General features: G+C 73.7%; 7 protein-coding genes. 2 read left to right on the top strand and 5 right to left on the bottom strand.

What is annotated here, in order from left to right:
* Positions 1-473: 473 nt before the first annotated feature.
* Together LADH09A_RS20105 and LADH09A_RS20100 are read right to left on the bottom strand one after the other, a co-directional pair.
* A complete protein-coding gene (locus LADH09A_RS20105) occupies positions 474-3,005 on the bottom strand; it encodes an FtsK/SpoIIIE domain-containing protein (RefSeq protein WP_238647024.1) in 2,532 nt (843 codons plus the stop codon).
* Between the two features lie 98 nt (positions 3,006-3,103).
* Positions 3,104-5,800, bottom strand: a complete 2,697-nt coding sequence (locus LADH09A_RS20100) for a type 1 periplasmic-binding domain-containing protein (protein WP_238647023.1) — start codon at positions 5,798-5,800, stop codon at positions 3,104-3,106.
* Between the two features lie 142 nt (positions 5,801-5,942).
* On the opposite strand from LADH09A_RS20100, the gene LADH09A_RS20095 reads away from it, so the two are divergent.
* A complete protein-coding gene (locus tag LADH09A_RS20095) occupies positions 5,943-7,493 on the top strand; it encodes a M1 family metallopeptidase (RefSeq protein WP_274529819.1) in 1,551 nt (516 codons plus the stop codon).
* Between the two features lie 510 nt (positions 7,494-8,003).
* On the opposite strand, the gene LADH09A_RS20090 is transcribed toward LADH09A_RS20095, so the two are convergent.
* Together LADH09A_RS20090 and gltB are read right to left on the bottom strand one after the other, a co-directional pair.
* On the bottom strand, positions 8,004-9,539 hold the full coding sequence (locus LADH09A_RS20090; protein ID WP_238647021.1) for a glutamate synthase subunit beta: 1,536 nt from the start codon (positions 9,537-9,539) through the stop codon (positions 8,004-8,006).
* On the bottom strand, positions 9,532-14,217 hold the full coding sequence (gene gltB, locus LADH09A_RS20085) for a glutamate synthase large subunit (protein ID WP_238647062.1): 4,686 nt from the start codon (positions 14,215-14,217) through the stop codon (positions 9,532-9,534). The genes LADH09A_RS20090 and gltB overlap by 8 nt, the downstream gene beginning before the upstream one ends.
* 165 nt (positions 14,218-14,382) lie before the next feature.
* On the opposite strand from gltB, the gene LADH09A_RS20080 reads away from it, so the two are divergent.
* Positions 14,383-15,228 carry a GNAT family N-acetyltransferase gene (locus LADH09A_RS20080; RefSeq protein WP_238647020.1) on the top strand — a complete coding sequence of 282 codons (846 nt, stop codon included), beginning with the start codon at positions 14,383-14,385 and terminating at the stop codon, positions 15,226-15,228.
* A gap of 31 nt (positions 15,229-15,259) precedes the next feature.
* On the opposite strand, the gene LADH09A_RS20075 is transcribed toward LADH09A_RS20080, so the two are convergent.
* Positions 15,260-16,447 carry an FAD-dependent monooxygenase gene (locus LADH09A_RS20075; protein ID WP_238647019.1) on the bottom strand — a complete coding sequence of 396 codons (1,188 nt, stop codon included), beginning with the start codon at positions 16,445-16,447 and terminating at the stop codon, positions 15,260-15,262.

Raw genomic sequence — 16,447 nt, 5'->3', positions numbered from 1 at the left:
AGCCGACCCGAAGCCAGACACCGACCCAGAGCCGGAAGTCGACCCGAAGCCAGACACCGACCCGGAGCCGGAAGTCGACCCGAAGCCAGACACCGACCCGGAGCCGGAAGCCGACCCGAAGCCAGACACCGACCCGGAGCCAGACATCGACCCGGAGCCAGACATCGACCCGAAGCCAGACACCGACCCGGAGCCGGAAGCCGCACCGGAGCCGGAGCCGGACGGTGGGCTCGGCCAGTCGGCGGACTTAGCCGGACGCCCCGGGGTAGCACCTGCGGGTGGCTGCTCGACACGGATCGCCCGGCCGAGCTGGTCGAGGCGGTGCCCCTGGGCGGTCAGCCGCTGCTGGAGGTAGTCGACGGCGGCGTGCAGGTCGCGGCGGCGCGCGGACTCGGTGGCGGCGTGCTGCTCACCGGCCCGGCGCTGCTCGGCGAGTTGTCGGGCCAGCGCCGCGTACTCCTCGAAGGACACTGTCACCGCTCCCCGTCGGGGTCGTGCCCGTCGCCGACGAACGGGACGATCAGCCGGGTGCGCTGGTCGTGCCGGTCGATCAGCAGCGCCCGGTCGGCGCGGGGCGTGTAGGTCAGGTCGTGTGTCCCGAGGTGCAGGGCCAGCTCGGCCCCGGGCACGTTGAGGGCGACCAGACAGGCGACGTCGTCACGGTTCTGGGTGCCGCCGAGGTCGTCGGCGAGCCGGCGCAGCCCCCGCCACCAACCGAGCAGGTGCACGCCCTGCCCGGGGCCCTGGCGCAGCAGTGTGCGCAGGTCGTCCAGGCCGGAGCGGAACGTACCCGGGTCGGTCGCGCCGAAGACCGGCGCGGCGGCGTCCATGCCGAACACCACCAGGTACTCGCGGCCGGCGGGCTCGGCGGCCAACGTGGTGACCCGGTCGCGCAGCCCGGCCGCGTCGAGGCGGTGCACCGGGTGGCCGGCGGCCCGCAGGACCGCCTCGGTGTCGTCGGCGACCGGGTCGGCGACGCTGACCAGGGACGCCACCTGGAACCGGACGTCACCGGGGGCGTGTTGACGGGCCAGGCTCAGCGTCGCGGCGCGTAGCACGTCCGCGCCGGTCGGTGCGGTGCCCACCACGGCGAGGTGCCGGCCGGGGGTGGTGTCCATCAGGAACAGGGCGGTGGTGCCGTGCACGTCGACGGTCCGGCCGACCAGGGCCATCGGGCGCCGACCGCCGGGACGCAACCCGGCGAAGGTGGGGTCGTCCTCGACCCGCGCGACCTCGTACCCCTTGAAGACGGCCGGTGCCCGCGAGCCCGGCGGGCGGGCCTGCCACAGCTCGTGGCGCAGCGCGGCGAGGTCCGCGGCCGCGGCGTGCGCGTCGGGGAAGCGCAGCACGGTGTCGGCGCCGACCGCGCCGGCGGCGGTGTTGACCACGGCGGAGCCGACCGGCAGGGCCGCGGCGGCGTCGTTGAGCTGGTCGAGCACCCCACCGCCGCCGGGCAGCGCCACCCGCAACGCGAACTGGCCGAAGATCGCCTCGGCCCGCCCGTAGAGGGCTTCGATGCCGGTCATGCTCTGGCTCGCCAGCACCAGGTGGATGCCGTACGAGCGGCCCTTGCGGGCCAGTTCCTCCAGCAGGTCGACGGATTCGCGGGCGAGCGCGTCGTTGCCGGCGAGCAGCACGTGGAACTCGTCGACGACCGCCACGATGCGGGGCAGCGGGCTGTCCCGCGGCAGGTCGGCGAGTTTCGTGATGCCGTGGCGCTTCAGCGCGCCGGCCCGGCGTTGCGCCTCCCGGCGCAGCTCGCGCAGGACGGCGAGGCCGTACTCGCGGTCGGACTCGATGCCGACGGCACGGGCGTGCGGCAGCCAGGACGGGTCCCGACCGGTGGGCACGAACTCGGTGAAGCTCACGCCCTCCTTGAAGTCGAGCAGGTAGAGCTGCAACTCGGCCGGGGAGTAGCGGGCGGCCAGTCCGTAGAGGACGTCGAGGAGGAAGACGGTCTTGCCCGCGCCGGTGCGCCCGCCGACCAGCCAGTGCGGGGTGGCGTCGTCGAAGGCGACGGTCAGCGGGGCGGTGCCGGCCCGGCCGATCACCGTGCGCAGACCGTTGCCGGCGGACTCGGCCCAGCGTCGCTCGGGCAGCAGGTCGGTGAAGGGCAGCGCGTCGGCGCGGCGGGTGGCGGCGCCGAGGTGCTCGGCGAGCGCGCGTACCGAGGCGGCCGGCGGGTCACCGTCGAGCAGTACGGGTGCGGCGAGCCCGCTGCCGTCGGCGCTGAACGGGAGGCCGGGCGGGTCGCCGACCTGCGCGTACCCCTGGTGGAGCCGGATGGCGGTGGTGCCACCCAGCGGCGGCGCGGTCTCCCCGGGCACCCGGGACGGGTGGCCGGTGAGCAGCACGCAGACGGCGGCGGCCGGGCCGGCGTGGGTGAGCGCGGCGAGCCGGGCCAGCTCACGCGGCGGTGGCGCGGCGGTGGCGACCACCACCAGGAGGTGCCGGCTGGCGGGCTGACCGTGCTGGGCGGCGCGGGCATGTTGCTCGGCGGCATCGAGCAGCGCGGCCACCTCGCTCTCGCTGGTGGCCGGCGGGTCGAGCACCCCCGCGTCGAGCAGGGGACGCAACGGGCCGAAGGTCGCGCCGAGCGCCGCGGTGTCGATGCCGGCGACCCGGACCTGACCGGGCGGCGCGGTGGCGACCAGCCGCAGCACGAGTGCCCGCAGCAGCCCGGCGACCTGCGGGTCGCGGGCGTCGGTGTCCACGGCCAGGTGGTGCCCACCGCCGAGCGGGACCAGCACCGGGAAGCCGCCGTCCGAGATGGACGCCTCGCCGATCCGGACGGCCGCGGGCCGGTCGGTCAGCGGTGTGGCGCCCGGGGCGGGGGTGGCCAGGGCGCCGCCGAGGCGGGCGAGTCGGCTCACCAGCGCGTCGACACCGACCGGGGCGACGGCAGCCGGCGCGTTGCCGAGCGCGTTGCTGGCGGCGTCGAGGTGCGCGCGGGCCGCCCGGTGGGAGTTGATCGCCTGCCCGTACGCCGACGCGAGCCTGCCCACCCTCTGCCCCCAACGCCGACGACCGCCTGGTGCCAGGAACCCTAACGGACGGCGGTGGCAGGCGGACAGTCCTGCGAGGACGTGTCACGCCGAGCCCGTCAGGCAGGGCCGCACGGCGCGGGGTCGGGCGCGTCGGCCAGCCCGCAGCGGAAGACCTCCACCGGTGCCGTCGCCACCTGCGGCACCTGCTCCACCCGCAGCAGGGCCAGCCGTTTGTCGACCGGCTCACCGGAGTCGGGCGTGAACCGGATCAGCCCGGCCACCCCCGGGTAGCCCTGGCCGGCGTTCTGCCGGAGCACCTCCGCGTGCACGGCGACCGGGTTGATCGAGGTCGGCTCCCAGCGTTGTCGCGGGTCGGCGTGGTGCAGCCGGGCGGCGAGGCTCTCCACCGCCCGGATCAGCATCATCGCCGCGTCGTAGGCGAGGCTGACCCGCTCGCCGACCTGGTGCCCGGAGTCCGGTCGGCATCGCGGCGGGTCCAGCAGGTCGTCGGCCTGGATCCAGGACAGGAAACTGGCCCGGGCATCGTCGCGGCGCGCCTCGGCGGCCCGCAGCGCGGCGCAGGTGGCCAGGGAGGCCTTGGAGACGTAGGTGACCGGCAGGTTGCCGGGGGCGGCGGCGCGCAGCCCGGGGTTGGCCATGTAGCGGTTGACCGAGTCGTCGGCGACGAGGTGCCGGGGCGGGTCGGCCCCGCACTCGCGCAGCGCCCGCAGGAAACCGTCGAACTCCGTCCAGCGGCCCGCGTAGAAGAGCAGGCCGGTGTAACCGCACTCGTCGGTCAGCCGCTCACCGGTGCTCCACTCGTCGAGGCGCGTCATGCGGGCGCCGAACCGCTGCCGCAGCCCGTCGACGAGGGTGCCCACGTAGAGGTCCTCGGTGAGCGTGCTGCCCTCCAGCGTCGTGTAGTAGACGTGCGCCTCGCCGACCTTCAGCACCTGTTGGGCGTACGCGTCGACCATCTCCACCTGGTCGGTGTTGGGCGCGGAGATCTGGAGGTAGAGGCGGGAGTTGGCGTCCATCTTGTCGGCGGAGAGCGTGGGCGCCAGCACCGGCAGCCCGGCCCTGTGCAGCTCGCGCAGCGCTCGGGCGGTGCTGGTCCGGCTCTCCACCAGGCCGACCACGCCGACCACAGTGGGGTCGTCCGAGGCCAGCTCGGCCAGCATCGACACGGCCCGGTCGGCGTAGATCATCTGCTTGCCGCCGTTGGCCACCACGATCCGCAGCAGCGCCGCGCCGTCGGCGCCGGCCGACTCCTTCAGCAACGCGTACTGGGCGGTGGCCATGCCTTCCAGCTCCTCCCGCTCGGAGACGTACGACTCCTCGTCCGCGCGCGTCAGGTTGCCGGTCAGGGTGCCCAGGTAGACCAGGGTGAGGAAGGGACGGCGCTGGTCGCTGCGCTGCCAGACCTCCTCGGCGGCGCGGTTCTGGGCGAAGATGCGCCGCTGGACGGTCCGCAGTCCCTCCTGGCCGGGGTCGTTGTTGAACACCTGCGCGGCGCTGTCGCTGTAGCCGACACACTCGTCCTTGCCGACCACCTCTACCGAGATCCGGCCGCCGGTGAGCGACGGGTGGCAGCCCGGCCCCCACCGGCTGCCCACCCACACGCCCAGCGCCGCCACCAACAGCAGGCAGAGAGCCGCCGGCAGGAAGCGCCGCGACCACCAGGGCGGGTCGGGCGCGGAGAAGGGCCGCACACCGGCACGGGAGGGTGGGCCGGTGTCGGTGTCGTCGGGGCGCAGCGCCACGAGCCAGGCGGCCGGGCGGCGCAGGCGGCGCATCTCCGGCAGCGCGTCGACCCACTCGTCGAACGCCTCGTCGGCCTCGGTCAACGGGTGCGGCTCGGGCAGTTCCGGCGGGGGCTGTCCACCGGACACGATGACGAGCAGCGGATCGTTGCGGCCGGTCTCGGTGCGGACGTCGCCGATCAGGCGCACCAGCTCGCCGCCGACGTTGCCGGGCGCGACGTGATCGACCAGCAGCGCCGGGTACGCGGTGCGCCGCCAGTCCGACGGGCGCCACGGTCGACGCCGGTACGCCTGCCGCAGGTCCTCCAGGAACGCGTGCAGCAGCAGCTTGTTGACCTGGTCGGGTTGCTCGCCGTCGCGCCACCCGGCGGTGAGGCGTTCGGCGAAGCCGAGGAAGGTGACCGACTGCCGGGGCGCCAGGTACTGCTGACGCATGAACCAGTTGTAGTGCCGCCCGAGCACCGGCACCCGGCCGGAGACGGCGGCCCGGAAGACCACCCCGGGCACGGCGCGGCGAACCAGCCAGAGCAGCACCTGCGAGACGATGCTGACCGCGTCACCGCCGGTGGGCGCGGCCTCGGGCGTACGCGGGCCCCGGCGGTCGCGCAACCGGCGGACCAGGGCGGCGCGGCTGTCGTCGGCGTCGATGCCGAAGCTGAGGCTCTGGTGCATCAGCCAGTCGGCGAGCGGGTAGTGCCGGAAGCGCAGCCGGGCGGCGCCGAACGCCTCCAGGGAGAGCTGCCGGTGCAGTTCGCGCAGCAGCGCCGGCAGGTCCCCGGCGCCCGGTGGCGCGTCGGCGTCCAGCACCGCGTGCGGCACCCGTCGCCGGGCGCCCTGCCCGAGGAACCGCCGCAGCGGCACCATCAGATCCGCCGTGTCGGAGCGGACCAGCCAGAGCAGCGGCAGCCGACGGTCGCCGCGACGGGGTCGCCGCAGCAGCCGCGCGAGCAGCGCGAAGAACTCCAGCCCGCCGGACGGCAGCCGGTCTCGGCCGGCGGACGTCTGCCGCTGGCCGATCAACTCCTGCTTGGGCACCTCGGACCGCCGCACGCGTCACCTCCGATCCACACAGTGTGACCTTGCGGCGCAAGCCCCGCCAGGCACCGGCGGCCGACATTCCCGGCTCGCCCGCGCCGCGCGGCGGGTCGGCGACGTTCACCGTTGTCGATTAGGTTTGCGTGGCGAACACCCGATGGAGGGAGTCCACCTCGTGCGACGAGCACTCACGGCGGCCACCGCCGCCCTGACCCTCACCACCGCCGGCACCATGCTCGCCGGCACCCCCGGCCAGGCCGCCCCGACGGGCTGGGGCCGGCCGATCGTCACCGCCGCGCCGCAACCCGGCGCGGCCGGCCTGGGCGACACCTACTTCCCCGACTACGGCAACGGCGGCTACGACGTCGAGCACTACGACGTCCGGCTGCGCTACGACCCGGCCACCGACCTGCTCACCGGCACCACCACCATCCTCGCCACCGCCACCCAGGACCTGTCGGCGTTCAACCTGGACTTCCTGCTCGACGTCGAGTCGGTGCGGGTCAACGGTTGGGCGGCGACCACCAGCACCGCGGGCGCACACGAGCTGGTGGTCACCCCGGCCCGCACGGTGACCCGGGGTCAGCAGCTCACCATCGTGGTGCGTTACCACGGCATCCCGTCGGAGACGCTGGTCGGCGGCTACACCGGCTGGACGCGCACCGACGACGGCGCGCTCGCCGTCAACGAGCCCGAGTCGGCGTGGTGGTGGTTCCCGAGCAACGACCACCCCCTGGACAAGGCCACCTTCGACATCTCGGTGTCGGTGCCCACCGGCGTCGAGGTGATCAGCAACGGCGTGCAGCCGAGGCCACCGGTGGCCGAGGCCGGCAACCGCACCCGGTGGATCTGGCGGACCACCTCACCCACCGCCACCTACCTGGCCTTCATGGCCATCGGCCAGTACGACATCGTCACCGACACCGCCCCGAGCGGCCAGCCGGTGATCAACGCGTACAGCACCTCGCTGGGCGCGCTCGGGCCGGCCGCGAGAGCCAGCATCGAGCGGACCGCCGAGATCGTCGACTGGGGAAGTGGAATCTTCGGGCCGTACCCGTTCGAGGCGCAGGGCGGCGTGGCCGGGCCCGTGGACGGCATCAGCTTCGCCCTGGAGACGCAGACCCGACCGGTGTACGGGCCGGGCTTCTGGCGGCGCGGCGCCAACACGTACGTGGTGACGCACGAGCTGGCCCACCAGTGGTTCGGCGACTCGGTCTCGGTGGCCGACTGGCGCAACATCTGGCTCAACGAGGGCTTCGCGTCGTACGCCGAGTGGCTCTGGTCGGAGGAGCAGGGTGAGGGCACCGCGCAGGAGGTGTTCGACTTCACCTACGCCAGCTACCCGGCCGACGACGGGTTCTGGCAGGTGCTGCCCGGTGACCCGGGTGCCGCCCGGATCTTCGACAACGCCGTCTACGACCGCGGGGCGATGGCGCTGCACCAGTTGCGGCTGGCCGTCGGCGACGACGCGTTCTTCGAGATCCTGCCGGCCTGGACCACTGAGCACCGGTACGGCAACGGCACCATCGAGCAGTTCCAGGCACTGGCCGAGCGGATCGCCGGGCTGGACCTGGACGAGGTGTTCACCACCTGGCTGTTCACCGCCGGCCGGCCCGACGTGGCCAGCGCAGCCCGCAAGGCGGCCCCGCCGGCCGAGCCGAAGTCCTGGGCCAAGATCCGCGAGTCGCACCACCTGATGTCGCACTAGTGATCCGGTGTGCCCCGGAAGGGCCTGCCGCCCCTGCGGCAGGCCCTTCCGGGCGTCGGCGCCCTGTCTCCCCGGCCTCCCGCGTTCTCCCCGGGGCGCGGATCGACGACCGACCACTTCGGTGCTTGCCTGTCGAGCTGCCCCACAAATGGGGCGATGATCGCGGCCCACATCTGGGGCAGCTCGACAGGGACCGTCAGGGGTGTTGTTACCCTCCCGCAGGTCGTCCCCGGCCGGCTTCACCCACCCTGCCGAGGGCCTGGCGAGGCCCGATCACGGAGTCGCTGGGACGCCTGTCGCCGCAGCCGTGCTCGCTTCGACCGCCCGGATGTGCCGGTAGGCGAACCACAGCGGCGGGAACGCCCCGACCGCGAACGACAAGTCGACGAGCGTCCAGAACCAGGGCACGCGGCCATCTTCGTGAGCGGCCTTCCCGGCGGGGACGTCCGGCCGGTGGGCAGGGTCTGCCGCACCGACCGGACCTCCGTCGACCCGCCTGGTGATGTCCGCTCAGCGGGCGGCGAGAGCCTGCGCGGCCGGCCCGACCGGGGCCGGCAACGCACCGACACCACCGAGGTAGCCGTGGATGGCGGCAGCCGCGGCACGCCCCTCGGCGATGGCCCAGACGATCAGCGAGGCGCCCCGGTGCATGTCACCGGCCACGAACACCCCGTCGGCGTCGGTCTGCCAGTCGTCGCGGGCGTCGACCGCGCCCCGGGGATTACGGGTCACGCCGAGTTGGGCCAGCAGCGGCTGCTGCTCGGTGCCCTCGAAGCCGATCGCCAACAGCACCAGATCGGCCGGCAGCTCCCGCTCGGAGCCCGGCACCACGGTGACGACCCGTCGACCGTCGCGCTTCTCCACTGTCACCTCGGCGATCCGCACCGCCCGCACCTGCCCGGTGCCGTCGTCCACGAACTCCTGCACCGCCACGGCGAAGACCCGCTCGCCACCCTCCTCGTGCGCCGGGTAGCTGCGCAGCACCCACGGCCACGTCGGCCACGGGTCCCGCGCCTCGTCGCGCTCGTGCGGCGGCTGCGGGTACAGGTCGAGCTGGTGCACGCCGGCCGCGCCCTGGCGGTGCGCGACCCCGAGACAGTCGGCCGCGGTGTCACCGCCACCGATGATCACCACATGCTTGCCAGCCGCGTCGATCGGCGTGCCGTCCGGCAGCGACGCACGCGCCGGCCGGGCCTCGCCGGTGGCCGCGACGCCAGGCTGGTCGGTGGCCGCGGTGGCGACCGCGCGATTCGCCGCGACCAGGTGCGCCATCGCCTGGTGTACGCCCCGAAGCACCCGCCCCGGGGTCTCCGGCGTGTCCCGGCCCTGCAACGCGCCGCAGGCCAGCAGCACCGCGTCGTGTTCGGCGCGCAACTGCTCGGCGGTGACGTCCACCCCGACGTTCACGCCGGTGCGGAAGCGCACCCCCTCGGCGACGAGCTGGGCCAGGCGGGCGTCGATGTGCCGCTTCTCCAGCTTGAAGTCGGGGATGCCGTACCGGAGCAGGCCACCGATCGCGTCGTCGCGCTCGTACACCGTCACCGCGTGACCGGCGCGGGCCAGTTGCTGGGCGGCGGCGAGGCCGGCGGGCCCGGAGCCGACGACGGCGACCGACCGACCGGAAGGCGCCGGCACCGGGCGAGGGATGAACCCGCGCGCCGCGGCGGCGTCGGCGATCTCCACCTCGACCTGCTTGATGGTCACCGGCTGGCCACCGGAGATGCCGAGGACGCAGGCCGCCTCGCAGGGCGCCGGGCAGAGCCGGCCGGTGAACTCCGGGAAGTTGTTGGTGGCGTGCAGCGACTCGACCGCGGCGTCCCAGTTGCCGGTCCGCACCAGGTCGTTCCAGTCCGGGATGCGGTTGCCCAGCGGGCAACCGTCGTGGCAGAACGGGATGCCGCAGTCCATGCAGCGGGTGGCCTGCTCGCGGACCAGTTCCTCGCCGGCCGGCGGGTAGACCTCGCGCCAGTCACTGAGCCGCACCGGCACCGGGCGGCGGGCCGGCAGTCGCCGGTCGTAGCGCAGGAAACCGTTCGGGTCAGGCACGAGCCACCTCCTGGGCAGCCACCCGCGGGGCGGGCGGCACCGGCGCGGCGGACGGCGCGCTGAGCGCGCTCATCACCGCGTCGTCGACGTTGCGGCCGGCGGCTTCGGCGGCCTTCATGATCTCCAGCACCCGGCGGTAGTCGCGGGGCACCACGGCGGTGAACTCGGCCACCGCCTCCGGCCAGCGCTTGAGCAGCTCCTCGGCGACCGCCGACCCGGTCTCGGCGACGTGCCGCTGGACCAGCTCGTGCAGCAACGACTGCTCCTGCTCGCCCAGTTGCGCCAGGTCGACCAGCTCCGTGTTGACCCGTGCGCGGTCCAGGTGGTGCACGAACGCCATGCCGCCGGACATCCCGGCCGCGAAGTTCCGGCCGGTCGCGCCGAGCACCACGACCGTGCCGCCGGTCATGTACTCGCAGCCGTGGTCGCCGACACCCTCGACCACGGCGACCGCACCGGAGTTGCGCACCGCGAACCGCTCCCCCACCCGGCCACGCAGGAAGACCTCACCCGCCGTGGCCCCGTACAGGATGGTGTTGCCGGCGATGATCTGATCCTCGGCCCGCCGCCCCGGATCGGCGTCCGGGTCGAGGAACGGCGCGGCGGCGTCCGGGCGGACGATGATCCGCCCACCGGAGAGGCCCTTGGCCACGTAGTCGTTGGCGTCGCCGTGTAGCCGCAGGGTCACCCCGCGCGGCAGGAACGCGCCGAACGACTGCCCGGCCGTGCCGTGCAGCACGAACTCGATGGTGTCGTCCGGGAGGCCGGCGCCGCCGAAGCGGCGCGTCACCTCACCGCCGAGCATCGCACCGACGCTGCGGTGCTCGTTGCGGACCGCCACCTCGACCCGGACCGGCGCGCCGGCGGACAGGGCGGGCTGCGCGAGCGCGATCAGCTCGTTGTCCAGGGAGAGCTCCAGGCCGTGGTCCTGGGCGCGGACCCCTCGTCGGGCGGCGCCGGCGGGCAGCTCCGGCAGGTGCAGGACGGGCGCCAGGTCCAACCCGTGCGCCTTCCAGTGCGTCAGCGCCGGGGCCACGTCGAGCAGCTCGGACTGCCCGATCGCCTCCTCGATGGACCGGAAACCCAGCTCGGCCAGGTAGCCCCGGACCTCCTCGGCGAGGAACAGGAAGAAGTTCTCCACGAACTCCGGGGTGCCGGTGAAGCGCTCGCGCAGCACCGGGTTCTGGGTGGCGATGCCGACCGGGCAGGTGTCCAGGTGACAGACCCGCATCATCACGCAACCGGCGACGATCAGCGGCGCGGTCGCGAAGCCGAACTCCTCCGCGCCGAGCAGCGTCGCGATCAGCACGTCGCGGCCGGTCTTGAGCTGACCGTCGACCTGCACGGTGACCCGGTCGCGCAGCTTGTTGAGCAGCAGTGTCTGCTGCGCCTCGGCCAACCCCAGCTCCCACGGGGTGCCCGCGTGCTTGAGGGAGTTCATCGGGGAGGCGCCGGTGCCGCCGTCGTGGCCGGAGATCAGGATGACGTCGGCCTTGAGCTTCGCCACCCCGGCGGCGACGGTGCCGACGCCGACCTCGCTGACCAGCTTGACGTGCACCCGGGCGGCCGGGTTGACGCACTTCAGGTCGTGCACGAGTTGGGCGAGGTCCTCGATGGAGTAGATGTCGTGGTGCGGCGGCGGGGAGATCAGACCGACGCCCGGTGTCGCGTGCCGGGTACGGGCGATCCACGGCCAGACCTTGTTGCCGGGCAGTTGACCGCCCTCACCCGGCTTGGCGCCCTGGGCCATCTTGATCTGGAGATCGTCCGCGTTGACCAGGTATTCGCTGGTCACGCCGAACCGGCCGCTGGCGATCTGCTTGACCGCGGAGCGGCGGGCCGGGTCGTGCAGGCGATCGACGTCCTCGCCACCCTCACCGGTGTTGGACTTGCCGCCGAGACGGTTCATCGCGATGGCGAGCGTCTCGTGCGCCTCCGCGGAGATCGACCCGTACGACATGGCGCCGGTGGCGAACCGCTTGACGATCTCGCTGGCCGGCTCGACCTCGTCGATCGGCACCGCCGGGCGTAGCCCGGTGCGCAGGGTGAACAACCCGCGCAGCGAGCCGGCCTGCGCGGCGAGCGCGTCGACCTTCGCGGTGTACTCCCGGAAGACGTCGTACTGCCGGCTGCGGGTGGCGTGCTGCAACAGGAAGACCGTCTCCGGGTTGAACAGGTGCAGCTCACCCTCGCGGCGCCACTGGTACTCGCCACCGACCTCCAACCGGTCGGAGGCGGCGGAGCCCTCCGGAGGCCAGGCCAGCGCGTGCCGGGCGGCCACCTCGGCGTGTACGCCCGCCAGGTTCACCCCGCCGATCCGGCTGGGGGTGCCCCGGAAGTAGCGCTCGACCAGCCGGGTGTCCAGGCCGACCGCCTCGAAGACCTGAGCCCCGCAGTACGAGGAGACCGTCGAGATGCCCATCTTCGACATGATCTTCAGGACGCCCTTGCCGAGCGCCTTGGCGTAGTTGCGGACCGCGGCAGCGGGCTCGACGCCGGCCAGCGCACCCGTGGAGATCATGTCCTCGACGGACTCGAACGCCAGGTACGGGTTGACCGCCGCCGCGCCGTACCCGATCAGGACCGCCGCGTGGTGCACCTCCCGGCAGTCGCCGGACTCCACGATCAACGCCGCCTGGGTGCGGGTCTGCTCCCGCACCAGGTGCTGGTGCACGGCGGCGGTGAGCAGCAACGACGGGATCGGCGCCAGGTCGGCGTTGGAGTCCCGGTCGGAGAGCACCAGGATGCGGACGCCGTCCTCGATGGCCTCGGAGACGTGCCGGCAGATCTCGGTCAGCCGAGCCTTGATCCCGGCGGCGCCCTCCCGGATGCGGTACAGCCCGGACACCCGGACCGCCTTGAAGCCGGGTAGGTCGCCGTCCTCGTCGATGGAGAGGATCTTCGCCAGCTCGTCGTTGTCGATGATCGGGTGCGGCAGCACGATCTGCCGGCAGCTCGCCGCGCCCGGGTCGAGCAGGTTGCCCTCCGGCCCGATCGTCGACGCCAGGCTGGTCACCAGCTCCTCGCGGATGGCGTCCAGTGGCGGGTTGGTGACCTGGGCGAAGAGCTGATGGAAGTAGTCGTAGAGCAGCCGTGGCCGGGTCGACAACGGCGAGATCGGGGTGTCCGTGCCCATCGAGCCGAGCGGCTCGGCGCCGGTGCGGGCCATCGGCCCGAGCAGGATCTTCAGCTCCTCCTCGGTGTAACCGAAGGTCTGCTGCCGGCGGCGCACCGAGTCGTGGGTGTAGACGGTGTGCTCGCGGGCCGGCAGGTCGCCCAGCTCGATCAGCCCGGCGTGCAGCCACTCGCCGTACGGCTGGGCGGCGGCCAACTCGGACTTGATCTCCTCGTCGTGCACGATCCGGCCCGCGACGGTGTCGACCAGGAACATCCTGCCCGGCTGGAGTCGCCCCTTCGCGACCACGTGGGCCGGGTCGAGGTCGAGTACGCCCGCCTCGGAGCCGAGCACCACGAGCCCGTCGTCGGTCTGCCACCAGCGCCCCGGGCGCAACCCGTTGCGGTCCAGGACCGCGCCGACGATCTCGCCGTCGGTGAACGCCACCGACGCGGGGCCGTCCCACGGCTCCATGAGGCTGGCGTGGAAGCGGTAGAAGGCGCGCTTGGCCGGCTCCATGCCGGGGTCGTTCTCCCACGCCTCGGGGATCATCATGAGCACCGCGTGCGGCAGGCTCCGCCCGGCCAGGTGCAGCAGCTCCAGGACCTCGTCGAAGTTCGCCGAGTCGGAGGCGCCGGGCGTGCACACCGGGAAGACCCGCCGGATGTTGCCCGGCACGTTCGGCGAGCGCAGCAGCGCCTCGCGGGCCTGCATCCAGTTGCGGTTGCCACGGATCGTGTTGATCTCGCCGTTGTGGGCGATGAACCGGTACGGGTGTGCCAGCGGCCAGGACGGGAAGGTGTTGGTGGAGAAGCGGGAGTGCACCAGCGCGATCGCGCTGTCGACCCGCTCGTCGCGCAGGTCCGGGTAGAACGCCGGCAACTGGTCGGGGGTGAGCATTCCCTTGTAGACCATGGTGCGGCTGGACAGCGACGGGAAGTATGCCGGCACACCCCGCTCGGCGGTCTCCCGCTCGGCCTGCTTGCGCAGGCTGAACGCCACCCGGTCCAACTCGATGCCGCGCAGCGGTGAACCGGCCGGCCCCTCGGGCGCGTCGGTGAGCCGGCGCGCGGCCAGGAAGAGCTGCCGGACCCGCGGCATCGCCGCCAGGGCCGTCTCGCCAAGCTCGCTCGGGTCGATCGGCACGTCCCGCCAGCCGAGCAGGTCGGCGCCCTCGACCAGTGCGTACTTCTCGACCACCCGCCGGGCACGCGCCTCGGCGGTGTCGTCGTCGGGAAGGAAGACCAGGCCGGTGGCGTACTCGCCCGCCGGGGGAAGCGCGACGTCGGCCACCGCGCGCAGGAACGTGTCGGGGACCTGGATCATGATGCCCGCACCGTCGCCGGTGTTCGGCTCGGCGCCACGAGCGCCGCGATGGTCCAGTCGACAGAGGGCACCGAGCCCGTTGGCGACGACCGCGTGCGAACGCCGACCGTGCAGGTCCGCCACGAAGGCCACCCCGCAGGAATCGTGCTCCTGCGCCGGGTCGTAGAGGCCCTGGGCGGGTGGGCGGGGGCCGGGCATCGGGGACGCCTGCGGGCTGTGCGGATGCGGTTGAATCATGTCCGCGTACGGCTGAGCCACCGGGCCTCCTGTCGTCACTCAGGTTGGATCATGGTGGGGACGACGTCGGCCCGTGGGTCTATTGAGTCTACGTTAGGGCCGGGGTCGCACGGCCACCTGAGATTGATCACACCGTCCACAGGCTGGGACGTGTAGTCTCGCGCGGTGGATCAGCTACCCAAGGACGTCTTCGACCGGTTGGAACGCTTCTACGACGCGGTGCCCCGCGACGTCGCCGGTGCGGAGGAACATGGCGGGCTGGTGCTGTTCGTCCGCGAGGGCGCCGGATGGCCGTTCTACGCCCGCCCCCGCATCGACGCCGGTGAGCCGCCGTCGCTGGCCGACGTGACCTCGGTCCGCGAGCGGCAACGCAAGCTGGGCCTGCCGGAGGCCTTCGAGTGGGTGCACGAGACGAGCCCCGAGCTGCTGGCGGTGGCCCGCTCGGCGGGGCTGCACGTGCTGGAGGCGCCGCTGATGCTGCTCGACCCGGCCGCGTTGCCGGACCCGGCGACGCTGTCCGACGTGGCGGTGCGGGTGCTGGCCGCCGACTCCCCCGGTTTCGCCGCCGACGTCGCCGCACGGCGTGCGGTGGCAGCGGTGTCGTTCGCCGCCGCCGGCACCGCGCCCGGCGAGGCCGGCCCGGCCGAACGGGACGCCGCCGTCACCGAACTCGAACTGGCCGCGCTCGACGAGGAGCGTTCCCGGATCGCCGACGGTCGACGGATCTCCGCACTGGCCGGCACGCCCACCGAGGGTGCGCTGGCCAGCGGCATGGCCATGCGGGTCGACGACGTCGCCGAGATCGCCGGGGTGGCCACCCTGCCGGCCGCCCGCCGGCGCGGGCTGGGCGCCGCGCTCACCGCGGCCCTCGCCCGGGAGCTGCTCGCCGCCGGCACCGACCTGGTCTTCCTCTCCGCCGGCAGCGAGGAGATCGCGCGGGTCTACCTGCGGGTCGGCTTCCGCCGCATCGGCACCGCCTGCATAGCCGAACCGGTCGCCCTGATCCCCTGACCCGGGATGGGCAGGGCCGACCCCGGGTCGGTCAGGTTGGGGGGCGCCACTGGGCTGCGGAGGCCGCGGCACTGGAGAGCAGCCGCGAGTTGATCGTGCCCAGCGCGGCGTCGCGGGCTCGCAACGCCAACCGGCCCCGAGCCTGGAGCACCGCCGACATCCGTCGAGTCTGCCGGACCACGGTCGCGGCCCGTGGGCGGCGAATCCGGTCGTACGCCTGGACGGCGTCGGGCAGCCGAGCTTCCCGCAGTAGGGAGGCGAGGGTGGCGGCGTCCTCGAACGCGAGGCAGGCGCCCTGCCCGAGGTGCGGCGGCATGGCGTGCGCCGCGTCGCCGAGCAGCACGACCCCGCCCGGCCCGGCCGGGAAGCCGTATGCGCGGGGCAGCGGTCGCAGCTCGCGGACCTCCTGCTGGACAAGGTCGGCCGGGTCGGTGGCGTCGAGCAGCGCGCCGATCGGGGCGGGCCAGCCCGCGTACCAGCGGCGCAACAGGGCCAGCTGGGTCTCCGGTGGCTCCGGGCGGGGCGCGCCGGCAGCGGTGGCCACCCAGTAGATGCCGCCCCGGGTGGAGCCGCCGGACGAGCCGCGCTCGCCCAGCGACGCGGCCACGAACCGGTAGCCCGCGCCCAGGATCTCACCGGCGAGTGGCTGGTCGTCGGGGAGCCGGGGTGCCTGGTACCAGGGAATGACGGCCCGCCAGGCGGCGCATCCAGAGCTGACCACCCGGGACTCGGGGGCGAGTTGGCGGCGGATGCCGCTGTCCGTACCGTCGGCGGCGACCACCAGGTCGACCTCGATGGTCTGCCGTCCGTCGCTGACCGCTGGTCGCTCGCCCGGTTCGACCCGGACGTGGCGCACGGTCACACCGGTGCGCAACTCGACCCGCTCGCCGAGGCCGGCGATCAGCGCGTCGTGCAGGTCCTCGCGGTGCACCACCACCGGCATCCGGTCGGCGGGGATGGGACGGGGCTGCACGAGCCAGTGCCCGTCGGGGCGACGGACCCCACCGTCGGGCAGCGGCGTGGCGATGGCAGCCAGGCCCGCGCCGAGGCCGAGGGCCTGCAACGCGCGGACACCGTTGGGCCAGAGCACCACGGCGGTCGGCTCGGGACGGACCCGTTCGGCGCGTTCCAGCACGGTGACCAGCCAGCCGGAGCGGGCCAGCGCGCCGGCCACGGCGAGGCCACCGACCCCTGCGCCGACCACCACCGCGCTTCGCAT

The sequence above is a fragment of the Micromonospora cabrerizensis genome (assembly GCF_022230955.1).
Lineage (GTDB): Bacteria > Actinomycetota > Actinomycetes > Mycobacteriales > Micromonosporaceae > Micromonospora > Micromonospora cabrerizensis.
This window is presented reverse-complemented; position numbering and strand designations above follow the sequence as displayed.